This window comes from Acinetobacter sp. T_3_1, assembly GCF_025377055.1.
Taxonomy (GTDB): Bacteria; Pseudomonadota; Gammaproteobacteria; order Pseudomonadales; family Moraxellaceae; genus Acinetobacter; species Acinetobacter kookii.
In genome coordinates this window covers 94,890-119,167 of sequence record NZ_JACHVD010000002.1, presented here as the reverse complement: position 1 = coordinate 119,167, position 24,278 = coordinate 94,890, and the positions used below count along the sequence as shown (strand labels likewise).

The window sequence follows — 24,278 nt, the reverse complement described above, 5'->3', positions numbered from 1 at the left end:
GCCAGTCTTTCTCATACACTTGTAGCGAAATAATGATTTTACAGGTGTGCAGGATGGCTTCAATCGACTTGGAAAAAATGCTGGATAAAGTCAAAAATACCCAATGGACTTTATCTGATATTGACTGGGATGCCCCAGGAAAGGAATTGATCACCGCTGAACAATGGCCAAATCTTAAAGAATTTATGGCCGATTTAATGTGGATTGAGCATGTCGGTGCACGCGCATTTGCAGCAATGTCAAAAAAGGCGCCCAATCTTGTATTGGCAGAAATGTATGCCATTTTTCATGCTGAAGAACAACGGCATGCCAACGCAGAAATGGCACTCATGAAACGCCGGGACATGCTCGAACATGACATACCCAAGCCCAATAAAAATCTGCGTCTGATTATTCAATGGCTAGATCGCTATGCAGATGATATGCCCTTCTATATCTTGGGTGCCGTCATTCCAATGCTGGAAGTTGCCCTGGATGGCGCTTTATGTACTTTTTTGCTGGACAGCGTCGATGATCCGGTTTGTCACCAGGCATTTAAATTGATCAATGGCGATGAAGCACGTCATCTTGGTGTGGGTTTTAGTGTCATGGAAGCCCAAGGCTATAATAAAACCTTGATTCAACTTGCCCAGATGGCTGCCCGAGCCATAGACCCTCGCATACTGCTCGGTATTTTGGCTTATTTACCGCTCATCAATAAAATGCGTGACAATGTGATCAAACTCGGGCTTGCAGAAGAAAAACTCTATGCCGCAATGAGCAAATTTTCCAGAATTGGCGGCCGAACTGCTGCGGGTCGCCGTAATCCCTGGTATCAGATTATCCAGTTCCATGCCTACAAGGTAATCGACCGCAAACAGAAATGGTTTCATATTCCTGTTGATGCCATGGTGACGATGACTGACAAGATTCCAGAAAAATCTTTACCTAAAGTTCCATCTTGGATATACCAGTTAACTACAGAACCAACTGCAACAAAGTAAAAAATAAGAAAGGATATAAAAATGGTTAACAAGAAAAAGAATCCACAGGATGGGTTCTTTCAGAATTCACCCGATTTTTTCCAGAAATTTCAGGGAAAAATCGTTGCTTCTGAAGATATTAAAAACTTTGATTTTACAGATTTAAATGTGGCTGTGGTTGGGGGCAATCAAATGACAGTCATGCACCTGGAACAGATCTGTAATACTGCAAAATTTGTAAAAGTATTTCAAATTACCCCGCTTTTTATCTTGCCTCAAACTGAAAAAGGCATTCACAAACTACTTTCGCATCCTTTGATTATCAAGAATCGTCGTTTATTTAATACCCGCATAAAATCATTACTGGCTATTCGCTATCTGGATTCCCAAGTTCAAGATACCTGGTTAAAACGCCAGCTAATGCCCAATTCGGCATCTGGAAACAAGGTTTTTCTCAAATCGGATCGTTATTACACTGCGCTGCAACGGGAAAATTGCAAGCTGATTACCTGGCCTGTGGTAAAAATCACTGAACATGCTGTACAAAGCATGGAAGGTGTTGAACATCTAGTGGATGTCATCATTACTACCTATTGAGGGTGGCAATATAAAAAGAGGCATATCAGCCACTGCTGTCCCATAGTTGAATTCCAGGTATTAGATTTGTGAGTGTGGCAAGGATGCCACACATTCCCCATCCTTGCGCTGCGTTTTAAAGCAGTGCTTAAAAATGGCTCAGGATGTCGTGTATGGGAAAAAAAGGTTTTTGTCTACTTTTGACCTTTCAAAAGTAGAGAGATTGCCTACGAGAAGGTAAAAAATTAAATCAATTAAATATGAGGCCGTGCTGATTTAAAATATCTAATATTGAACATTTTTTGACTTATGAAAGAGATCTAATATAAAAAGAAGTATATCAGCCTCTTTTCATTCTGTTTATTTTACTATGCCGATATATTGATAATGATTTTTAGTCTTTTGATAACGTAAATAACTGGATGTTAATTCACCAGATGGCTTGATGACTAAAATATCAATATTTTTAAGATCATTCGCAACACGAATATAGTGCCGATTCATATCGAAAGGCTGAATATGCTTCGGATAATAATTGCAGTCATAATCGACATCGATATGGTTCATGGTTTGAGTTCTGGTTTTAAACACATCGGCAGCTTGATATTTCGCATTTCTAATTTGTGCCGCCTGAATATCGTATGCGCCTACACAACTGCTGCCAATATAGGTACTTGATATAAAATAAGTGGGGACTTTATTCAGCTCGGTTTGCTGAATGAATCGTATAAATCCCCCATCATTCACCGCCTGAGTAACGACTTTATTGCCCTGTTTAAACTGCACATAGGATTCAAATTCACGCATCGTACCGCCAGATGAAATATCAAATGTATAAAATTTCAGCTTTCGGTCAGGGCTATAATTCACAAAAACCATGTTTTTGCTGGTTAATTTTTTAAAATCATAAGCAAAACTTTGCGGATTCTGTTCAATAAATGCAGCAATTTTCGAAGCCACTTCCTGATTCACAGCCTCCATTTCATAGCGATCAGTTAAACGGATTTGAGCATATCGCTTGACCATTTGAGTTTCAAAATCAGTCAGCGGTTCTGCCAAAGCATGCGTACCTATCAGACTAAATCCAACAAAACCAAGAGCAATTTCATTTATTTTTAATAGTTTATTCATATAATTAAGCTCTTTATTTTCGATTATAAAAAATGGAGTTAAATTGGTATTTAACTCCATTTTCAAATTAGCCAATACGACGTTTTAAACCTGTCATCTGTAAGACACGGGTTGAAATTTCTTCAATCGACATTTCAGAAACGTTCAGATATTTAATCCCTTCTGAAATATAAATGCCTTCTACGGCACGCAGTTCCATCTGGCATTGATTAAAACTTGCATAACGGCTATTGGCTTTACGTTCGCTCCGAATCGCTACAAGTCGGTCTGCATCAATCATCAAGCCAAACAGCTTATGCTTGTGTGCCTTTAATACTGCAGGTAAACGGTTATCATCCAGGTCTTCTTCGGTCAGCGGATAATTTGCCACACGAATTCCAAACTGTAATGACAGATAAATTGAAGTCGGTGTTTTACCAGAACGGGAAACCCCAATCAGGATCAGATCGGCCTTGTCATAATGACGCGTGCGTGCGCCATCATCGTTATCCAAGGCAAAATGTACCGCATCAATACGTGCTTTATAAGACTCAGAATCGGTCACGGCATGGGTTTGTCCGACTAAAGTCGTAGGCGCAGTACCCAAAACTTCCGACAATTTACCAATAAGACCTTCAAAAACATCAAGATTTACTGCATTTGCGGTATTAATAATATCACGCACATACGGGTCTACTAGGGTATCAAACACCAAAGGTTGTTGCCCGTCCTGATCGGCACGCTGGTTGATTTCAGCCACCACATTCATCGCAGCTTCTTCTGAGGTGATATAAGGAATAATATGAATGTCAAAATCTACATGAGGAAACTGTGCTAACAGTGAATGTCCAAGGGTTTCAGCAGTAATTGCAGTCCCATCGGAGATAAAAAACACACTGCGCTTAATCTGTTTACCTTCTGACATTAAAATTCTCCTTAAATATTTGTCTAAGTGCTGTAAAATCTTTATAGTAAACCGATCTTACATGAGTGTCGCCGAGTAAATCAAAAAGCTGGGCGATTTGTTATAATTTCATGCCAAGATAGTGATTAATACTGCATAAGTGGAGTAACAACTTTGGAAGCGCGCGTAATTGGTCTAGAAAAATTAGGGAAACACGACGTTGAACTCGTTGGTGGGAAAAACTCATCACTGGGTGAAATGATCAGCCATTTGTCTAATGCTGGTGTATCAGTACCGGGTGGTTTTGCAACCACAGCTGCTGCGTATCGTGAATTCCTCGAGCAAAGTGGCCTAAACGCTAAAATCAACGCCGAGCTTGCAGCGCTTAATGTTGATGACGTAAAAGCTCTGGCAGAAACAGGCGCAAAAATCCGTCAATGGATTGTCGAAACTCCGCTTACAGCAGAACTTGAAAAGGAAATTCGCGAATCTTTCGCTGCTCTTTCAAACGGCAACCCTGACATCGCGGTTGCCGTTCGTTCATCTGCAACAGCAGAAGACTTGCCAGATGCATCATTTGCAGGACAACAAGAAACCTTCCTGAACATCCGTGGCATCGACAACGTTCTTGTAGCCATTAAGGAAGTATTTGCTTCACTTTATAACGATCGCGCAATTTCTTACCGTGTACACCAAAACTTTGCTCACGACATCGTAGCGTTGTCGGCTGGCGTGCAACGTATGGTCCGCTCTGAAACTGGTGCTGCTGGTGTAATGTTCACACTGGATACAGAATCTGGTTTCCGTGATGCAGTATTTATTACCGCTTCTTATGGCTTGGGTGAAATGGTCGTTCAAGGTGCAGTTAACCCTGACGAATTTTATATTTCTAAACCACTTCTTAAAAATGGCAAGCATTCTATCCTGCGTCGTAACCTGGGCTCTAAACACCAAAAAATGATTTATGGTGAAGAAGGTGCAGCAGGTAAATCTGTCGTTGTCGTCGACGTTGAGAAACAAGAGCGTCAACAATTTTCCTTAAATGATCATGAGCTGCAAGAACTTGCAAAACAAGCCTTGATCATTGAAGAACATTACGGCGCCCCAATGGACATCGAATGGGCCAAAGATGGTGATGACGGTCAGCTTTATATCGTTCAGGCACGTCCAGAAACCGTAAAAAGCCGTGAAAATGTCGGCACCATGGAACGCTACCTGCTTAAACAAAAAGGTACTGTGGTTTGTGAAGGCCGTTCAATTGGTCAACGTATCGGTTCTGGTAAAGTCCGCATCGTCACTTCGATTAAAGAGATGGATAAAGTACAAGACGGTGACGTACTCGTATCTGACATGACTGACCCGGATTGGGAACCAGTGATGAAACGTGCTGCTGCTATTGTCACCAACCGTGGTGGCCGTACTTGTCACGCTGCCATCATTGCACGTGAACTTGGTGTTCCAGCGATTGTAGGTTGTGGTAACGCAACTGAAGTTCTGACCGATGGTCAAGAAGTAACTGTTTCTTGTGCTGAAGGTGACACAGGCTTTATCTATGAAGGTGCTTTAGATTTCGAAGTTCAACGTAACTCTATCGAATCTATGCCTGCGCTTCCATTTAAAGTCATGATGAACGTAGGTAACCCTGACCGTGCATTTGACTTCGCACAAATTCCAAACGCAGGTATTGGTCTGGCACGTCTTGAATTCATCATCAACCGTATGATTGGCGTGCATCCTAAAGCATTGCTCAACATTGACAGCCTTCCACGCGAAACTCGCGCTGCTGTAATGGCACGTACTGCAGGTTACGCTTCTCCAATCGAGTTCTATGTAGAGAAACTGGTTGAAGGTATTTCTACCCTTGCTGCTGCATTCGCTGACAAACCAGTGATCGTGCGTATGTCTGACTTTAAGTCAAACGAATATGCCAACCTGATCGGTGGTAAGTTATACGAACCAGAAGAAGAAAACCCAATGCTTGGTTTCCGTGGTGCAAGCCGCTACGTTTCTGACAACTTCCGTGATTGCTTCGAACTTGAATGCCGTGCATTGAAAAAAGTTCGTGACGAAATGGGCTTAACCAACATTCAAATCATGATTCCATTCGTACGTACAGTAAACGAAGCGAAACGTGTCATTGAATTATTGGCATTGAATGGTCTGAAACGTGGCGAGAATGGTCTGAAAGTGATCATGATGTGTGAATTACCAACCAACGCATTGTTAGCTGAACAGTTCCTTGAGCACTTCGATGGTTTCTCTATCGGTTCTAACGACCTGACTCAGTTAACGCTTGGTTTAGACCGTGACTCTGGTATCGTTTCTCACCTGTTTGATGAACGTGACCCAGCGGTTAAAGCACTTCTCTCTATGGCAATCCATGCATGCCGTAAAGCAGGCAAATATGTAGGTATTTGTGGTCAAGGCCCTTCTGATCACCCTGACCTGGCTAAATGGTTGATGGAACAAGGTATTGAGTCTGTTTCTTTAAACCCGGACTCCGTTTTAGACACTTGGTTCTTCCTTGCAGAAGAAAAAGCTCAACAAGCGTAATAAAACATGTTAAAAAAGACCCATTCGTGGGTCTTTTTTTTCTTCTGCGATTTTTTGTATTTTAGATTTATTTTGAGAATTGAGTTTTATGCAAATTTACTTGGCGAGAAATAATCAACAAGCCGGTCCTTACACCTTAGAGCAGCTTAATCAAATGCTCGCTAGCCAACAAGTGCTGCTAACAGATTTGGCCTGGCATCAAGGTATGACCGAATGGAAGGCTTTAGGTGAATTAACCCAAGGTAAACTTGTATATACACCTGAAGGCTATATCGCACCTGCGGCTTTTCCAGAACCTAGCCCTGTACAGAATTCAGCTATTCGTAAAGTTCAGGTGGAAAAAAAAGCAACTGCCCGACAGGAGTTGGCTGCAATTCCAACCCGTATTTTGGCAAAAATCATTGACTTGCTACTCTGGCTACCTGCAGCCGCAATTCCGTCATTTTTCCTAAAACCGGAGCAATTTAACCAGTTATCCGAGATTCAGCAAAAAATGCAATCGGCCGAGACTTCCACTCAAGCCATGCAATTGCAACAGGAATTATTTACCCTTATACCTTCTGAAGCCTGGCAGACCATGTTTATTTACCTCATTATTATGCTAGGTATACAGGCATTTATGTTGGCAAAATCCGGGCAAAGCATCGGTAAAAAACTGACCAAAATTAAAATTGTAGATGCCGATAATGGTGAAAAAGTCAGCCTGATGCGTGCTTTCACTTTACGCAGCTTTATTTTTATCGTTTTAAATTTGCTCTTTATGCCATTTATTACAATTATTGATCATGTTTTTGCACTTGGCGAAAAGCGCCAAACCCTGCATGATAAATTAGCTAAAACCAAAGTGGTCAAACAGTAACCACTCAATTCAACAGGGATTGTTTTATATCCCTGTTTTTCCCCATAATATTGATATTAAAATAAAATTCATATAATTAAAGTTCAATTCCGACTAAAAAAATCAGTTTTTATAACAGGTATTTAAAGCCACTTTACATATAGCTTAGTTTCTCGATATCAGGCATAATGCCCTACAACGTAGCGGTGTCTCATGATTGGGAAGGATTTTCTATGTTTAGAATGTCTAAGCGAAAATAAAACATTTCCAATCATGCGACACTTTAATCGCTATCCCATATTAAATTAGGGAATGGGACTCTTCACCGAGGTTGTAAAATGAGACAAACAATTTTAGCTGTATTGTCTTTATCTGCGATGACTGCACTCTTGACTGGGTGTGGTGGTGATATGGTACTTCTGAACTCTAAAGGTCCAGTTGCTGAAGGTCAATCAAACCTCATGTTGACTGCGATTTACTTAATGCTATTGGTGGTTATTCCATCAGCGATTATGGCATTATGGTTCGGATGGAAATATCGCGCGTCGAATAAAGATGCAGACTATAAACCTACATGGGCACACTCTACTGCAATTGAAATTGTAGTCTGGGGTATTCCTGTTATTATTATTGGTATTTTAGCTTGGTTAACTTGGTGGGGTTCCCACAAGTATGACCCATACCGTCCGCTAGAATCAGATAAAGCACCTTTAACTGTTCAGGTTATTGCTGAACAATTCAAATGGATTTTTATCTATCCAGAACAAAACATTGCGACTGTTAACGAAATTCGTTTCCCAGAAAAAACTCCGGTTAGCCTGCGTTTAACTTCTAACTTCACAATGAACTCGTTCTTTATCCCTGCATTGTCTGGTCAGATTTATGCTATGGCGGGTATGCAAACTCACCTGAACTTCTTGGCAAATGAAACCAGTCCTGCTGAAGGCTACCGCGGTTTCTCTTCTAACTATTCAGGTTATGGTTTCTCGCAAATGCGTTTCCGTGCACACTCTGTGACTGATGCTCAGTTTGCTGAATGGGTGGCTGCAGTTAAAGCTGGTAATGGTAATACCATTAATCCTCAAGCTGTTCAAAAAACAGTTTTAGACCAGGCTGAATTTGCAACCCTACGTGACGGTAACCGTTCTAAGTACCAAATCGAAGCAATCGTTGCGAATGCCCAAACTCCTGAAGAGAAGGCTGCTGCTGAAGCGTTGAAGCCTTATCCGACTAAGCCACATCCAGTGACTTATTATTCTTCAGTAGAACCTAAACTGTTCGAATCTGTGATTAACAAATACATGAGTAATTACCACGGTGCTGATCACTCGGCAACTGCTGGTCATGAAGCTGCTGCTTCTGAAGCTCATGCAAATGTTGAACATGCGACTGCTTCTGTAGAGGAATAAGACATGAGCTTCTTAGGTAAGTTAGGTCCGGATGCAATCCCTCACGATCCAATCGTGTTGGTGACAGTTGCCATGATGGTCCTAGGCGGTCTTGCAATGGTTGCAGGTATCACCTATTTCAAAAAATGGGGCTATTTGTGGAACGAATGGTTCACATCTGTAGACCATAAAAAAATTGGTATCATGTATATCCTCGTGTCGATTGTCATGCTTGTGCGTGGCTTTGCCGATGCGATCATGATGCGTCTTCAGCAGTTCCTTGCAAAAGGTGGTGGTGAAGGTTACTTGCACCCTGAACATTACGATCAGATCTTTACTGCGCATGGCGTAATCATGATCTTCTTCGTAGCGATGGGTCTTGTCGTTGGCTTAATGAACATTTCTGTACCACTTCAAATTGGTGCACGTGACGTTGCCTTCCCGTTATTAAACTCTTTAAGTTTCTGGCTGTTTGCCGGTGCTGCGGGTCTAATGATGGTATCTCTTGCTTTAGGTGAGTTCGCTGCAACAGGCTGGATGGCTTATCCTCCTCTTTCAGGTATCGAATATTCTCCTGGCGTAGGTGTAGACTACTACATTTGGGCACTTCAGGTTTCAGGTCTGGGTACGCTTTTAACAGGTGTTAACTTCTTCGTTACCATCATTAAAATGCGTGCGCCTGGCATGACCCTTATGGATATGCCTATTTTCACCTGGACATCTTTGGTCACTGTTGTACTTATCATTGCGACTTTCCCAGTATTGACTGCGACTCTTGCAATGTTGACACTTGACCGTTACTTCGACTTCCACTTCTTTACAAATGACTTGGGTGGTAGCCCAATGTTATATGTAAACTTGATCTGGACTTGGGGTCACCCGGAAGTATACATCCTGGTATTACCAGCTTTTGGTATTTACTCGGAAGTTACTGCCGTATTCTGCCGCAAAGCTTTGTTCGGTTACAAATCAATGGTGTACGCTACTGTAGCAATTGGTGTTTTATCACTTGTTGTTTGGGTTCACCACTTCTTTACCATGGGTGCAGGTGCCAACGTTAACGCGTTCTTCGGTATCATGACCATGATTATTGCGATCCCGACTGGTGTGAAAATCTTCTCTTGGTTATTCACCATGTACAAGGGCCGCATTACCTATACAACCCCAATGCTTTGGACACTTGGCTTCCTTGTGACTTTCGGTATCGGTGGTTTGACAGGCGTATTAATGGCAGTTCCACCAGCGGACTTCCTGGTACACAACTCTTTATTCCTTATCGCTCACTTCCATAACGTAATTATTGGTGGTGTAGTATTTGCGATGTTCGCAGGTATCATTTTCTACTGGCCTAAAATGTTTGGCTGGCAGTTAAATGAAGCTTGGGGTAAAGCAGCGTTCTGGTTCTGGTTCATCGGTTTCTATTTTGCGTTCATGCCACTTTATATCCTTGGTTTCATGGGTATGACTCGTCGTTTGAATACATTTGACAACCCTGAATGGGATCCATATGTAAATATTGCTATGTTCGGTGCGGTTCTGATTGCACTTGGTATTGCATGTTTCGTTATGCAAATCGTAGTTGGTTTCTTGCAACGCGAGAAAAACATGGACGTTACTGGCGATATCTGGGATGGCCGTACGCTTGAATGGTCTACTTCATCTCCTGCTCCGTTCTATAACTTTGCTTATATTCCAAAGATCAATGGTATTGATACTTTCTGGACTGACAAAGAAAACGGTATTGCATACGCTAAACCAACCAAGTATGAAGACATTCATATGCCAACCAACCGTGCGGCTGGTTTTGTTATCGCAATGTTCATTACTACCATGGGCTTTGCTTTAATCTGGCACATCTGGTGGTTAGTAGCGATTACATTCGTTTCTGCGATCATTAGCTTCATCGTGTCTTCTTTCACGAAGAAAGTGGACTACTATGTCCCTGCTGCTGAAGTTGAACGCATCGAAAACGAACGTTATGCACAACTTGAAAAACACTTGAAGAAGGACTAAGACTATGGCTGAAGTACTTCATCACGATAACCACGGACACGATGAACATCATCATCACGATGATACTGACATCACGGTCTTTGGTTTCTGGTCTTACTTGATGAGTGACTTGATCCTATTCGGTACACTCTTCATCGCGTTTGCTGTATTAAGCAGTCACGTTCCAGTTGGTACTCCAAGTGCACGAGATCTTTTTGGTGAATCTCTCGGTTTCGTATTAACTGAAACATTCGCTCTCTTGATTTCGTCTGTAACGTTCGGCTTTGCTGTTCTTGCTGCCTACAAGAAAGACGTATCTAAAGTTCTGACTTGGCTTGCAATTACTTGGGTATTTGGTGCTGCCTTCATCGGCATGGAATTATATGAGTTCAATCATTTAGTTCATGCTGGTCACGGTCCTAGCACAAGTGCATTCTTATCTGCGTTCTTTACGCTGGTAGGTACACACGGTATTCACGTAACTTCTGGTTTGGTATGGATGATCGTGTTAATGGTTCAAATCAAGAAATATGGTTTGACACTTCCAAACACTCGTCGTCTTGCATGCTTAAGCTTGTTCTGGCACTTCCTTGACATCGTTTGGATCTGTGTATTCAGCGTAGTTTACTTGATGGGAGTTCTCTAATGAGTCACGATCACAATTCAGCTGGTGCAGCACACGGTAACGTTAAGCAATATACTGTTGGCTTTATCCTATCTATCATCCTGACCATCATTCCTTTCGGAATGGTGATGGCTGGTGGTTTTGGCCGCGGTATCTTGATTACCGTGATTGCGATTACTGCAGTTGCTCAGATTCTTGTACAGTTAATTTATTTCCTGCACATGAACTCTTCTTCAGAGCAACGCTGGAACGTTATTGCATTCGTTTATACGATTCTGACCATTGCCATCCTTCTGGTTGGTTCTGTATGGATCATGAACTACCTTCACTACAACATGATGATCTAAACTGGTTGTCATGCTGAAAAAGTATTTATTCCTGACTAAACCAGGAATTCTCTTTGGTAACTTCGTTACCACTTTGGGTGGCTACTTTGTAGCTGCCCAAGGTTCTGTAGATTTCCTTCTTCTTCTCATTACCCTTCTCGGTACCACTTTAGTAGTGGCATCAGGTTGTGTGGTCAATAACGTCATTGACCAGGACATCGACCAAAAGATGCAACGTACGCAAAATCGTGCGATGGTAAAAAAATCAGTTTCCGTTCCTGTTGCCTTGGTTTATTCCCTGGTACTCGGAGTCACCGGTTTTAGCATCTTGTGGTTTTGGGTCAATGCGTACGCTTTTTTATTCGCTGTCATTGGTTTTGTCGTATACGTTGGTTTCTACAGCTTATGGACAAAACGGACAACCATTCACCAAACCATTGTCGGTAGTATTTCTGGTGCGGCTCCACCTGTGATTGGTTATACCGCTGTTGCAAACCAGTTTGACATGGGTGCCTTACTTATTTTTCTTGGGTATGCACTTTGGCAAATGCCTCACTCTTGGGGAATTGCAGTTTACCGCTTTGAAGATTACAAAAATGCAGGGATTCCAATTTTACCTGTAGCACGTTCAATTCATCGTACCAAGATCGAGTCGCTCATCTACGTTGTATTGTTCTGTATCACCATGAATGGATTATTTGTTTATGGTTATACAAATTGGATTTATGTGGTCGTACTGAACCTTTTGTGTCTGTACTGGATGTATTTGAGTATTCAAGGCTTTAAAGCTGAAAATGATCAGTTATGGGCAAAGCAATATTTCATGTTCTCTGTCAAATTAATCACCGTCATCAGCCTGTTATTTAGTTTCACTTCAACAGCACCACAACTACCCATCATATTTTTTTAAAAGATAGAGTCCTGCTCTATCTTTTAATTAGATATGCCATCCGCTTTTTCATTTTCCTTGTTATGCTTCGCTTACTTCCTTATTTTCATAAACAAACTTTAGTAAGTGAATGTCTTTTAGTTCTTCATGACCAGCAAAATCTAGTCCAGCACTATTTTCAGTATTTTTGCTTTTTGCTCTTCCCAAACCTTGTATTTAACATGCAAAGGCTCTAAAATTCACGCTTCGCAATTTATGCGACACAACTTTGGTTGTGACTCCTTGCCTCTGCTTTTATTGGCAGAGGCTGTATAAACCGTAAGGAGCTGACAATGCGTCACTACGAAATCGTACTTTTGGTACATCCAGACCAAAGCGATCAAGTTGTGGGTATGGTAGAACGTTACCTAACTCACATCAAAGAAGCTGAAGGTCAAATTCACCGTTTAGAAGATTGGGGCCGTCGTCAATTGGCTTACCCAATTAACAAAATTCACAAAGCTCACTACATTTTAATGAACGTTGAATGTGGTCAAGCTACGCTTAATGAATTAGAAGAATTGTTCCGTTATAACGACGCAATCCTTCGTAATGTTATTATTCGTCGTGAAAACGCAATCACTGAAGAGTCTTTACTTGCTAAGAGTGCTGAAGAAAAACGTGCGCGTAAAGCTCAACGTGAAGAAGCACAACAAGCTCAAGACTCTGCTGAAGCATAAGGAGAACATCAATGGCACGTTTTTACCGTCGTCGCAAGTTCTGCCGCTTTACAGCTGAGAACGTTACGTACATCGACTACAAAGATATCGATACTTTGAAACAGTACATCACTGAAAACGGCAAGATTGTTCCTAGCCGTATTACAGGTACTAAAGCTCGTTACCAACGTCAATTGGCGCTTGCTATCAAACAAGCTCGCTACTTAGCGTTGATCCCTTACACTGACAATCATAAGTGAGGTTGAGCTGTGGATATTATCTTATTACAACGCATTAAAAACCTTGGTAAATTAGGCGATAAAGTATCAGTTAAAGCTGGTTACGGCCGTAACTTCCTTATCCCTCAAGGTAAAGCAGTTGCAGCAACCGAAGCAAACACTGCTGCTTTTGAAGCTCGTCGTGCTGAACTTGAGAAAGCTGAAGCTGACGTTTTAGCTGCTGCTCAAGCACGTGCTGACCAATTGAACGAAGTGAATATCGTAATCACTGCGAAAGCTGGTGACGAAGGTAAACTATTCGGTTCTATCGGTACTCGTGACATCGCTGACGCTTTAACCAATGCTGGTCTTACTGTTGACCGTGCAGAAGTTCGTTTACCAAATGGTGCGCTTCGTAACACTGGTGAATTCAACATCGCAATCCAATTGCATCATGATGTTGTTGCTGAAGTTCTCGTTACTATCGTATCTGAGTAATTTTCTGCAAGAAAAAGGGCATGCTTTTGCATGCTCTTTTTTTATCTCTAAAAACAGTCAAAATAGTTGAATTTACGTATATAGACCTTGTTCAGTTCATTTATTTTGACTGTTTTTAATGACTTAAATAAATGAAATTTTCGATTCGCATTTTTTTTAAGAGCGCGTATCATCTGCTTATACGAAGATAATACCTTTTTTATTCTTCGGCACTTTTTTCAAATTACTCATTTATTGCATTTAAAATTAGGGTTTTATATGTCACAGGCGAATGCCAGCGCTATGCTTAACTCAGCGAAAGTAGATAATAAAGCAAATGAGTCAGGCCAACTTAAAGAGTTTCGTACTCCTCCGCACAACTTGGCAATTGAACAAGCCGTTCTTGCCGCGCTGATGACGGTCGCCGAATCTTTTGAGCAAGTCGGTGATGTATTAAATGAAAATGATTTCTATGCCACACGTCATAAATATATTTTCCGTGCCATTGAAAAACTAGCCCAGGAAAACTCGCCTTATGATGCAGTTTTGGTCAATGACTGGCTGATCAAACAGAATCTGCTCGAGGCTGTGGGTGGCGAAGAATATTTGATGCAGCTGATGGCAGACTCCCCTTCCAGTTTTTATAACCTGGAAACCTACGGCAATAAAATTAAAGAATTTTCAACCTTACGCAGCATGATCAAGGTGAGTTCTGAAATTCTACAGAACGCGTATGACACCAAGGGCCGTACGGTCAGTGAAATTCTGGATTTAGCTGAAACCAATATCTTCTCCATTGCTGAACAGCATAACAACAATGCCAAAGCGCAAGGTCCAAAACCAATCAATGCGGTAGTCGCCGATGTTTTTGACAAGTTGAATGAACTTTCCCAAATGGAAGGCAACATTACCGGTTTAACATCAGGTTTCGTGGAACTGGATAACAAAACTTCAGGCATGCAAGCCGGAGATTTGATTATTGTGGCTGCACGTCCATCCATGGGTAAAACCACCTTCGCCATGAACCTGGTCGAAAGTGTGCTGTTTAACTGTGACTTGCCTGCCCTGGTTTTCTCTATGGAGATGCCCGCAGATTCGATTGCCATGCGTCTGATTTCTGCTTACGGTAAAGTCCATCAGGGTCATCTGCGTGCCGGCAAACTGGATGGTGATGAATGGTCCAAAGTCACTGGCACCATTTTACAGCTGCAGGAAAAGCATCTGTACATTGATGACTCTTCCGCTCTTCCACCAACCGAAGTCCGGGCACGGGCACGTCGTATTGCCAAACAGCATGGAGGGAAAATTGGCTGTATCATGGTCGACTATTTGCAGCTGATGAAAGTACCGGGCATGGGCGATAACCGTGTTGGCGAGATTTCGGAAATTTCCCGCAGCTTAAAAGCCTTGGCTAAAGAGATGAACTGCCCTGTGATTGCACTTTCCCAGCTGAACCGCTCGCTGGAAAACCGTCCAAACAAGCGTCCGGTGATGTCCGATTTGCGTGAATCCGGTGCGATCGAGCAGGATGCCGATTTGATTATGTTTATTTACCGTGATGAGGTTTATAACAAGGAATCAAAAGAAGCCGGTACTGCCGAGATTATTATCGGCAAGCAGCGTAACGGGCCAATCGGTACCGTGCGTCTGGCTTTCGAAGGCCAATACACGCGCTTTAGCAATCTCTCGCCTGAGTTCTATGCCCAGTACGATGATGAAGAATAAGCCATAAAAAACGAGGTGCTGACCTCGTTTTTTACTCTTTGCCCTGTACTCCCACCGCATTTTTTAAAGTTCACTTAATCGCGCTATTGCTTTAATTCATCACCGCTCAATATTACATAAATTTTTTCTGTTTAATATTTGGTGAAAAATACACTTTAACTTAGTGTTTATTTTCAGTCAGAGGACTACAATATCACTCTCCATTTTGCTTAAGTTCCTCATTTTCAAGTCTGAGAAAATAAGCATATCTATAATATTCTTACGTAGCTTATAAGCAATTTGATCTCATAAATTGCTGTAATGTTTTATTGTAACCCCAAGGAGTAACGAGGGTGCGCCAAGCAACAGTTTATATTGATAGAGAAGCCCTTCAATATAATTTAAACCGTGTCAAACAACTTGCACCGACTGCCCAAATTGTCAGTATGGTTAAAGCCAATGCTTATGGACATGGAGTCAAAGACTGTTTAGCAGCCTTAGGTGAAACGGACGCTTTTGGTGTCGCCTGCCTGGAAGAAGCCTTAGAAATTCGTGAACTTGGCTATCAACAACCGATTACCCTGATTGAAGGCATTTTTTCGGAAGATGAAATGCAAGTGGTAATAGAGAACAATATTGAATGTGTAGTCCATCATCAGCAACAGTTAGACTGGTTACGTGCACACAAAGCAGCATACATTGGCAAAAACTTAAAAGTTTGGGTCAAACTCAACAGCGGCATGAACCGCTTGGGTTTTAAGGTACCTGAAATCATTGAAGTGATTAATTCGCTTAAAGCTGAAGGTTTTAGCTGTGTACTGGCCATGCACTTTGCCAATGCCGATGCCGAACATCCTTTAAATGAACAGCAAAAAAATCAGTTCCTGCAAGTAAAACAAGCCTGCGCCCCCGTGATGGGTTCTTGCTGCAATTCGGCTGCCATTTATAAATGGCCTGAATTGAATTTTGATTTTGTCCGTCCAGGAATCATGCTTTATGGTGCGTCGCCATTTGCAGATCAATCTGTCCATGATTTAGACCTTAAACCTGTGATGACTTTTACGGCCGAGATTATTGCCCTAAACCATATTCAGGCAGGCGAACATGTCGGTTATGGATCAACCTTTACCGCTGAACAAGACATGGACCTCGCTATCGTTTCAATTGGTTATGGAGATGGCTACCCTCGCGCCTTCCCTAAACAAAATTATGTGGCAATTAACGGTCAAGCGACCCGTGTGATTGGCCGCGTCGCCATGGACATGATTGCCATTGATGTGACCGGTATCGATGCGCCACTTGGAACTGAAGTTGAGCTATGGGGTAAAAACCGCCTGGTGGATGACGTTGCCGAAGCCAATGGCACCATTGGCTATGAACTACTATGTCGTTTAAGTGCACGTCCTATAAGAAAGTAAGATTTAAAATCCGAATAAAAAAACCCAAGCTTGTGCTTGGGTTTTTACAATCTCATAACTGTTTATTACTCTAGATAATCATCAGTCGGGATGGGCAATTCTTGCAAGCCACGGCGCAAAGTATCTGACCACTGTTTACTGAGCTTCCAGAAATAGGGATCTTCTTCATAAATTCGTTTGCCATTTGGAATATGTAAAGAATCTTTTTTATACACCACCGTATCAAGCGGCATCCCCACAGAAACATTGGAACGCAAAGTAGAATCAAAAGAAATTAAACAGCAGCGCACAGCTTCATCCAGAGGCATTTCATAAATTAAGGCCCGGTCGAGTATGGGTTTGCCATATTTACTTTCGCCAATCTGAAAATAAGGGGTATCTTCTGTAGCACAAATAAAATTACCTTGCGGATAAATATTATACAGTTGCATTTCTGCCCCCTGAATTTGCCCGCCCAGCAAAATGCTGCAGTAATAATTACTTTGTTCATGCGTGTGAGCATCTTCCACTACATCGGCAATCACTTTTTTCAGGGTATGCCCCACCAGTTCGGCCATTTCAAACATGGTGTTGACACTATATAGGTTCGGTTCCTGCTTAAGTTCCAGATGGTTGTTTAAATGACCAATGACTGCTTGGGTTGTGGCTAAATTCCCTGATGTCTGGATCGTTAAAAACCGTTCGCCTTCTATACCAAAAATATAAAGCTTGCGAAATACCGATATGTGATCCACCCCGGCATTGGTACGGGTATCACTGACAAAAACCAGGCCGTCTTTTAACCGTAGCGCACAACAATAAGTCATGAGAAACTCCTTATGACTTTAAAATTTTCAGCAAGCGAGCACTTGAACGATAGAATTCATGGATTCAACACCTCCACGCTCCCGTATCCCTCGCACTGGCGCAACATCCCAGTAATCACGTCCTATGGCGACATATATATGTGTATTAGGCGTAAATAACTGGTTGCTGGTATCAAAACAATACCACGAATTTTCAAAAAAAACCTCTGCCCAAGCGTGACTGGCAAGATGAGAGGTATGGGGTACAAATAAATACCCGGATACATAACGTGCCGGCAGGCCTAAATATTTACACATGGCAATGAAGACATGGCTATGGTCCTGGCATACCCCTTGCCGGCATTGAAAAGCCTCCATTGCAGAGGTGTGTACCGAAGTACGGTCAGGTGTATAGGGAATATAATTCAGGATGGCCTCGGACAGTACTATCAGGTTAGCCCGATTGATACGGGGAACATAGCAATCTGCAAAACTTTTCATCTCTGCATTGCACAGCGTACTTGATGTCGGTTGCAAAAATATTTGTGGATTGAGCTCCGTACCAATTCCAAATTGCGTATCAGGGTTAATCTCGACAATGCCCTGCGCCATGATGGTCATTTGGCTGTAGGGCTGTCGCTGCGAACTGGTAATCCAGATGTTGTTAAAGGCATCGTTTTTTGTTTGCTTAAGCCCGGGCACACTGACATCCCAACAATGCACATGCTGATGAGCATTGCTGCCTGGCGTCATTTTAATGTACTGGATACTGTTGCAAGCCGGATCACTATATTGATAATGCGTTTGGTGATTGATCATCAACTTCATACATCCACCTCAAACAGGTTTTGAATATGATCACTAAAGTGATAAAAATTCATACTATCCGGGCTTAATTTAAGCTGCTGCCAAGCTTTATCCAGCTTATCCCAGCCAATCTGCGCCAGCAGGTCAACAATTTGATCCATATTGTCCAAAGTCGTGCGCTGGTCCTGTTTTAGACGGATTTGCCGGTCCAGCTGCTCAATATTCTGTCCCAGGCTAAAAAACAGGAACACATCTTCCGATTCAGCCTCGAAAACATCATGACAATCTGCCGCCACATCACAAATATAACTCGCATTCGCATGGGCATTTTTAATCAGCTGATTTAATTCTGCATAGGCTTTTGCTGAAAGTACGCCACGCAAGTCCTGTATGTTGTCTTTGGCATGTTGAAATTGTTGATGAAAAGACGACGGTTGTTCAATATCCAGCAATAATGCATTGAGTGAGCTTGCATCAAAAGCAGGCAAGCAAAAAGCATGGGCATATTGCAATGCATCCTGATCTTCCACAAATGGAAACTGGCTACAGGTATATTGAATCCGGGTTAAATACCGACCTAACCAAAAAATATGCTGAGCATTGCTATTTAATAAAATCATAATTTCCTTCCCATGGTTAGATATTTATGAATGCAGGTTATCGACAACCCAGGTGTCTTTAACGCCACCCCCTTGTGAAGAATTCACTACCAGCGACCCGGCCTGCATGGCGACCCGTGTCAAACCACCCGGAACAATCTCGGTGCGGGATGGTGAGCTGAGGACAAAAGGCCGTAAATCGATATGACGCTCTGCCACGCCAAAATCAGTCAAGGTCGGGCAAACCGATAAATCCAGCGTCGGCTGTGCAATATACAAATGCGGAGCCGCACTAATTTTGTCTCTAAAAGCTTCAATCTGGCGGCTTGAGGCCTGCGGACCAATCAACATGCCATAACCGCCTGAGCCTTGGGCTTCTTTCACCACCAGTTGTTCCAGATTGGCCAGGACGTATTCCAGATCTTCACTTTCCCGGCACAGATAAGTCGGCACATTTTTTAAGATGGCCTGCTCGCCCAGATAAAAATGAATCATTTTATCCACATACGGATAGATTGATTTATCATCAGCCACTCCGGTGCCCGGCGCGTTGGCAATCACCACATTGTGATTTAAATAAGCTGACATTAAGCCGGGTACACCCAAGGTGCTATCCGGCAAAAAGCATAAAGGATCGAGATATGCATCATCGACTCGACGATAAATTACATCAACCCGCTGTCTGCCACGAATCGTTTTGACATAAACCTTATCGTTCTCTACAAAAAGGTCACGTGATGTCACTAAAGGCACATCCATCTCCCTTGCCAGGAAGGAATGTTCATAATATGCGCTGTTGTAGCGACCTGGCGTCAGAACCACAATAAAAGGCTTATCGACATAGGCATTTTCAGCCAGAATCTCTTTGAGTAACTGAGGATATTGCTCGATACCCAAAACGTTATTTTGCTGGAACAGCTGTGGCATTAATTTCTGGCTAATTTTCCGGCTTTCCAGCATATAAGACACACCGGATGGTGTTCTTAAATTATCTTCCAGCACATAAAATTCACCATGACGGTCACGGATAATATCGATCCCACTGATTTGGCTGTAAATTTTTCCTTTCAGGTCATGTGCATACATATGTGGCTGATAAGCTTCATGCGCCAATACCTGCAACTCAGGCACAATATTGGCCTTCAAAATGTCCTGTTGATGATAAATATCGTGTAAAAATAAATTCAGTGCACGCACCCTTTGCGCACAGCCAAGCGACACCTTGTTCCATTGCTTTTTCTCCATCACCCGTGGAATCAGGTCATAGGGAATGGTTCGCTCAATTCCTTCAGACTCACCATAAACAGCAAAGGTAATACCGTCATATAAAAAATGTTCCTTGGCCGTCTGGTTGAGCGACTTCAACTCTTCCAAAGTATGTTGTGATAACCAGTGTTCTAGCTTTTGGCAGGTTTCACCCGTCATCCCCTGTTCATCAACCAATTCATTAAAAAAATGTGATTTAAATTGTTGAAATAAAGAATTCAATTTAGTTTGAGGTCTAAATGAGGTTGTTAAAGACTCATTGCCCTTCTCTGCCACTTCATTGTGGGAAAACGTCTCCATTGACGCTATCGAATTTGTATCTTGATTTTCTTTAAGCATACAAACCTCGTAAGTATTTTCTATTGTCAACAGACTAAAGCAACAAGCATGCCAATTATTCTTTAGGTTCCTGATTTATTGTGATTTTATTCATTTTAAGGAATTTCCGGATAAATCCAGGTCAAAATATGCACAGTTTTGAGCAACCATGCTTGCGAAAATAATTCAGTTTTTTTATTGTGTTCATCATTTAATGGATATATAAACACTCTACCCGATCTTTAATTTTAGTTATGTCTTCACAAGAAAAAGAAACGTCAAATAGCCTGTATCGTCAGTGGCAAATTTTATCTCGTCTTTCTACCGGGAAATGGATGGGTACCCGTGAATTGCAGGAAATTTTGCAGCGTGAAGGGATTGATATCAGCCTGCGTACCATTCAACGTGATTTAAATCAGATCTCGCTACGTTTTCCGATTGAAAGCAGTAAAACCGTGCCTCAGGGCTGGCGCTGGCGTTTAGATGCACCTATTCAAAGTTTGCCGCATATGACCAGCTCACAGGCGGTCACCTTTATGATGGTCGAGGAACATTTAAAACACCTGTTGCCGCCTAGCCTGATTGAAGAGATGAATCCGTGGTTCGATCTGGCGCGTCGCAGCTTGTCGACCCAAAACAATGTACGCCAATGGATTAACCGCGTGCGGATTGTCCCGGCGACTCAACCGCTGATTCCCCCTGTCGTCGACAAACTGGCGCAGCAGTCCATTTATGAAGGTTTGCTGCAAGACAAACAGCTGGAATGTGTCTATCAGGGACGCAGCTATTCTGGTGAAGAAAAAACCTATATTTTGAATCCCTTAGCATTGGTACAAAAAGGTGCAATTATTTATCTCATTTGTACCCGCCATGATAAAACCGATATTCAGACCTTTGCCCTGCATCGTTTTAAATCGGCTGTGGTGCTCAATTCGCGCGCAATGCACCCGGTGAACTTTGATATTGATGCCTATATTGAATCCGGTGCCTTAGGCTTTAGGGTCGACTACAACAAACCGACCCATAATGTGGCCTTAAAACTGACTATGACAGAAGAAGATGCACATTATTTTGATGAAAGCCAGCTCAGCACTGACCAGGTGATTGAAAAATTAGAAAACGGTTTGGCCCAAGTCACTGCAAGCGTGCCTTTTACTTCACAACTAGCATGGTGGCTAAGGAGTTTTGGCAACAAGATTCAGCACATCGAACCGCTTGAAGTTTCCAATGCAGTTCGCCAAATCGCAGATGAATAAAAGCCCTGAAAATAAACAATAAAAAAGTCCCAATCTTTGGGACTATAGAATATTTCTGCTTGGATCTATTTTTAGTATGGTCTGGTGGGCTTCTAGAACATCAAGCTTTATTTTCTCACCCCGACACAAAGCTTGATAGTGACTGATTTTACACATGGAGAAAAACCTATTGTGCTTTAGCACGCCAGTTCTCCACTATTATAGCGAATGGATTTCATGGTCATATCAATTACCTCTTGTGGCTTGGATAAAACCAATCTAATCTATAATCTCTGCTTTGTGAAAGCATAAGATCTGAAGTTTTAAGCTGATTATTTATTAAGCATTTATTCTGAATTTCTATTTCCCTGTGTTTATATGCCGCTCATCTGTAGTGCGCATTCCAACTTTGATTAAATTCAAGGATCATTAAAATCAATAATGCCTGCACTCAACCTTAAGCCGAGATTTACCCTTACTTCCCCTTAGCGGTTTTACAAATCAGAACTTGTACCGTGTATATAAAATAGGCAAATTCATGTTATGAACCATTTGATGGAAAACATGAAAATGCCAGTTCCAGCCCAAGCCATCAGACATAGATTTTTAAATACTTTTTTCTCACGATATTCGGTCTGGTTTAGCTGTATTTTCATTACCTTAACTATTAGCTGGTTTCGGATTATCTATGAACCCCAATCTATTCATTATTTTCTTTCCGATCCCTTTCTGAATTCTTTATGGCTGATCTCAGGAATCCTGACGCTGGTTGGCGTATATGATATCTTGCAAAATCAGCATTCAATCCTGAAAAATTATCCCCTCATTGGACATTTTCGCTTTATTTTTGAAGAGTTTCGTCCTGAAGTCCGGCAATATTTTATTGAAAATGATCAGGATGCCCTGCCATTTTCACGGATGCAACGCAGTCTGGTTTACCGACGTGCCAAGAATAAAAATGCCGATAAACCGTTTGGTTCCCTGATTGATGTCTACCAGCAAGATTACCGTTTTATCACCCATTCCATTACGCCATGCAAACCTGCCGATCCTGAAAGCTTCCGTATTCAAATCGGCAATGTTCAATGCAGGCACCCTTATAGCGCCTCCATTATGAATATCTCCGCCCTGAGTTTTGGCAGCCTGAGCGCCAATGCGATTCGGGCGTTGAATCTGGGGGCGAAAATGGGCAATTTTTATCATGATACCGGTGAAGGCAGTATCAGTCCTTACCATTTGGAAAATGGCGGAGATATTGTCTGGGAACTCGGCAGCGCCTACTTTGGCTGCCGCACCCTGGAAGGTCAGTTCGATCCGGAAAAATTTTCCCGGCAAGCCCGATTACCGCAAATCAAGATGATAGAAATCAAGCTGTCTCAAGGCGCAAAACCCGGTCATGGCGGAATTTTGCCTAAAAGCAAAATTTCAGAAGAGATTGCTCAGATACGCGGAGTGAGCCGCGAACATGATTGTGTTTCTCCGGCCCAACACTCTACATTTAGCACCCCAATTGAAATGATGCATTTCATCCAGCAACTACGTGAACTGTCTGACGGTAAACCGGTGGGCTTTAAACTCTGTATTGGTCAGCCCTGGCAATTCATGAGTATTGTCAAAGCCATGCTTGAAACTCACATTGTGCCGGACTTTATTGTAGTGGATGGTTCTGAAGGCGGTAGTGGTGCTGCCCCGATTGAACTGATTGACCACGTAGGTACACCTTTACGGGAAGGTCTACTGTTTGTCCATAACACCCTGGTCGGTGCAGGTTTAAGAGATCAAATCAAGATCGGAGCAAGCGGCAAAATTATCAGTGCTTTTGACATTGCCAGCACCATGGCGATTGGGGCGGACTGGGTCAATTCGGCGCGTGGCTTTATGTTTGCCATCGGCTGTATTCAGGCGCAAAGTTGTCATACCAACCAATGTCCGGTGGGTGTTACCACTCAAGATCAGGAACGGCAAAAAGCCCTGCATGTTCCCAGCAAGGCCGTTCGTGTCTTGAATTTTCAAAAAAATACCCTGCGTGCCTTATCTGAAATGATTGCAGTCGCAGGCTTGAAACATCCGGCAGATATCAAGCCACATCATTTAGCCCAGCGCATTAATGATCGGGAAATCAAGAATTATGCCCAGTTACACTTCTGGTTAAAAGAAGGTGAATTACTCAACTGCAAAGCGGGAGATGATGAAAACTTCTATTATCGCATCTGGAATTTAGCCCATGCGGATAGATTTTAATCGCGGCACAAATTCAGAGTAAAATACATTAAAAAGAATCAAAAAAGAGGCTACATGGGCCAGCACTGTCTCATAATTTGAATTTTATTTTCAGCACCGAATCAATATGGTGATATTTTATGTTTAATTAACTGATATTTATTTATATTTAACTTTTCACAGCCTTGTCTTTTCTTTAAAAGTTTAAGTTGCTTTGTGTAGGCTGAACCCTACTTTTGACAGACCAAAAGTAGGCAAAAGTCTTTATTCCCCATACATGACGTCCTGTCATGATGGGGAATGTGTGGCATCCTTGCCACACTCACAAATCTAACACCTGGAATTCAACTATGGGACAGCAGTACCATAT

The 24,278-nt window shown here is 42.2% G+C and carries 22 protein-coding genes; 16 read left to right on the top strand and 6 right to left on the bottom strand.

From position 1 onward, the window contains the following. Positions 1–53 precede the first annotated feature (53 nt). Entirely contained in the window at positions 54–983 is a 930-nt protein-coding gene (locus H4I94_RS03195) for a ferritin-like domain-containing protein (protein WP_131274767.1), read from the top strand. Positions 984–1,004: 21 nt separating this feature from the next. Then, the gene (locus H4I94_RS03190) at positions 1,005–1,559 is read left to right on the top strand and encodes a flavoprotein (RefSeq protein ID WP_261181448.1); all 555 of its coding nucleotides are present in this window, start codon (positions 1,005–1,007) and stop codon (positions 1,557–1,559) included. Positions 1,560–1,898: 339 nt separating this feature from the next. Here H4I94_RS03190 and H4I94_RS03185 read toward each other — a convergent pair whose 3' ends face one another. Next, a complete protein-coding gene (locus tag H4I94_RS03185; protein WP_143002176.1) occupies positions 1,899–2,669 on the bottom strand; it encodes a hypothetical protein in 771 nt (256 codons plus the stop codon). Between the two features lie 67 nt (positions 2,670–2,736). After that, positions 2,737–3,573, bottom strand: coding sequence for a pyruvate, water dikinase regulatory protein (locus H4I94_RS03180; RefSeq protein WP_092818297.1), 837 nt, complete (start codon positions 3,571–3,573; stop codon positions 2,737–2,739). Between the two features lie 153 nt (positions 3,574–3,726). On the opposite strand from H4I94_RS03180, the gene ppsA reads away from it, so the two are divergent. The 12 genes from ppsA to alr all read left to right on the top strand — a co-directional run bounded on the left by ppsA (position 3,727) and on the right by alr (position 16,678). Next, the gene (ppsA, locus tag H4I94_RS03175; RefSeq protein ID WP_180176116.1) at positions 3,727–6,105 is read left to right on the top strand and encodes a phosphoenolpyruvate synthase; all 2,379 of its coding nucleotides are present in this window, start codon (positions 3,727–3,729) and stop codon (positions 6,103–6,105) included. Between the two features lie 88 nt (positions 6,106–6,193). Beyond that, positions 6,194–6,964: an RDD family protein gene (locus H4I94_RS03170; protein WP_131274772.1), complete on the top strand. Its 771-nt coding sequence runs from the start codon at positions 6,194–6,196 to the stop codon at positions 6,962–6,964. A gap of 317 nt (positions 6,965–7,281) precedes the next feature. Beyond that, a complete protein-coding gene (cyoA, locus tag H4I94_RS03165) occupies positions 7,282–8,352 on the top strand; it encodes a ubiquinol oxidase subunit II (protein WP_261181447.1) in 1,071 nt (356 codons plus the stop codon). 3 nt (positions 8,353–8,355) lie between these two features. Further along, positions 8,356–10,344, top strand: a complete 1,989-nt coding sequence (gene cyoB, locus H4I94_RS03160) for a cytochrome o ubiquinol oxidase subunit I (RefSeq protein WP_092818300.1) — start codon at positions 8,356–8,358, stop codon at positions 10,342–10,344. A gap of 4 nt (positions 10,345–10,348) precedes the next feature. Continuing rightward, positions 10,349–10,969: a cytochrome o ubiquinol oxidase subunit III gene (gene cyoC, locus H4I94_RS03155; protein WP_092818301.1), complete on the top strand. Its 621-nt coding sequence runs from the start codon at positions 10,349–10,351 to the stop codon at positions 10,967–10,969. Next, positions 10,969–11,295, top strand: coding sequence for a cytochrome o ubiquinol oxidase subunit IV (locus tag H4I94_RS03150; protein ID WP_086197269.1), 327 nt, complete (start codon positions 10,969–10,971; stop codon positions 11,293–11,295). The genes cyoC and H4I94_RS03150 overlap by 1 nt, the downstream gene beginning before the upstream one ends. A gap of 10 nt (positions 11,296–11,305) precedes the next feature. Then, the gene (gene cyoE, locus H4I94_RS03145) at positions 11,306–12,184 is read left to right on the top strand and encodes a heme o synthase (protein ID WP_261181446.1); all 879 of its coding nucleotides are present in this window, start codon (positions 11,306–11,308) and stop codon (positions 12,182–12,184) included. Positions 12,185–12,495: 311 nt separating this feature from the next. Further along, positions 12,496–12,882 carry a 30S ribosomal protein S6 gene (gene rpsF / locus H4I94_RS03140; protein WP_092818303.1) on the top strand — a complete coding sequence of 129 codons (387 nt, stop codon included), beginning with the start codon at positions 12,496–12,498 and terminating at the stop codon, positions 12,880–12,882. Between the two features lie 11 nt (positions 12,883–12,893). Further along, positions 12,894–13,121, top strand: a complete 228-nt coding sequence (rpsR, locus tag H4I94_RS03135) for a 30S ribosomal protein S18 (RefSeq protein ID WP_004719336.1) — start codon at positions 12,894–12,896, stop codon at positions 13,119–13,121. Between the two features lie 9 nt (positions 13,122–13,130). Next, the gene (gene rplI / locus H4I94_RS03130; protein WP_086200293.1) at positions 13,131–13,577 is read left to right on the top strand and encodes a 50S ribosomal protein L9; all 447 of its coding nucleotides are present in this window, start codon (positions 13,131–13,133) and stop codon (positions 13,575–13,577) included. A gap of 258 nt (positions 13,578–13,835) precedes the next feature. Then, positions 13,836–15,281, top strand: a complete 1,446-nt coding sequence (dnaB, locus tag H4I94_RS03125) for a replicative DNA helicase (protein ID WP_092818304.1) — start codon at positions 13,836–13,838, stop codon at positions 15,279–15,281. 332 nt (positions 15,282–15,613) lie between these two features. Beyond that, positions 15,614–16,678 (top strand): alanine racemase, encoded by a 1,065-nt coding sequence (gene alr, locus H4I94_RS03120; RefSeq protein WP_261181445.1) that lies wholly within the window; start codon positions 15,614–15,616, stop codon positions 16,676–16,678. Positions 16,679–16,743: 65 nt separating this feature from the next. Here alr and H4I94_RS03115 read toward each other — a convergent pair whose 3' ends face one another. From H4I94_RS03115 to H4I94_RS03100, 4 genes are read right to left on the bottom strand one after another with little or no spacing between them, the layout of a single operon-like run. Continuing rightward, entirely contained in the window at positions 16,744–17,484 is a 741-nt protein-coding gene (locus tag H4I94_RS03115) for a proteasome-type protease (protein WP_092818306.1), read from the bottom strand. A gap of 27 nt (positions 17,485–17,511) precedes the next feature. Continuing rightward, positions 17,512–18,291 carry a transglutaminase family protein gene (locus H4I94_RS03110; RefSeq protein WP_261181444.1) on the bottom strand — a complete coding sequence of 260 codons (780 nt, stop codon included), beginning with the start codon at positions 18,289–18,291 and terminating at the stop codon, positions 17,512–17,514. Continuing rightward, the gene (locus tag H4I94_RS03105; protein WP_261181443.1) at positions 18,288–18,890 is read right to left on the bottom strand and encodes an alpha-E domain-containing protein; all 603 of its coding nucleotides are present in this window, start codon (positions 18,888–18,890) and stop codon (positions 18,288–18,290) included. Before H4I94_RS03105 ends, H4I94_RS03110 begins: the two co-directional genes overlap by 4 nt. 24 nt (positions 18,891–18,914) lie before the next feature. Next, positions 18,915–20,435 carry a circularly permuted type 2 ATP-grasp protein gene (locus tag H4I94_RS03100; RefSeq protein ID WP_261181442.1) on the bottom strand — a complete coding sequence of 507 codons (1,521 nt, stop codon included), beginning with the start codon at positions 20,433–20,435 and terminating at the stop codon, positions 18,915–18,917. A gap of 272 nt (positions 20,436–20,707) precedes the next feature. On the opposite strand from H4I94_RS03100, the gene H4I94_RS03095 reads away from it, so the two are divergent. Continuing rightward, a complete protein-coding gene (locus tag H4I94_RS03095) occupies positions 20,708–21,709 on the top strand; it encodes a helix-turn-helix transcriptional regulator (RefSeq protein WP_261181441.1) in 1,002 nt (333 codons plus the stop codon). Positions 21,710–22,258: 549 nt separating this feature from the next. Then, positions 22,259–23,929 (top strand): FMN-binding glutamate synthase family protein, encoded by a 1,671-nt coding sequence (locus tag H4I94_RS03090; protein WP_261181440.1) that lies wholly within the window; start codon positions 22,259–22,261, stop codon positions 23,927–23,929. The last annotated feature ends 349 nt before the right edge of the window (positions 23,930–24,278 follow it).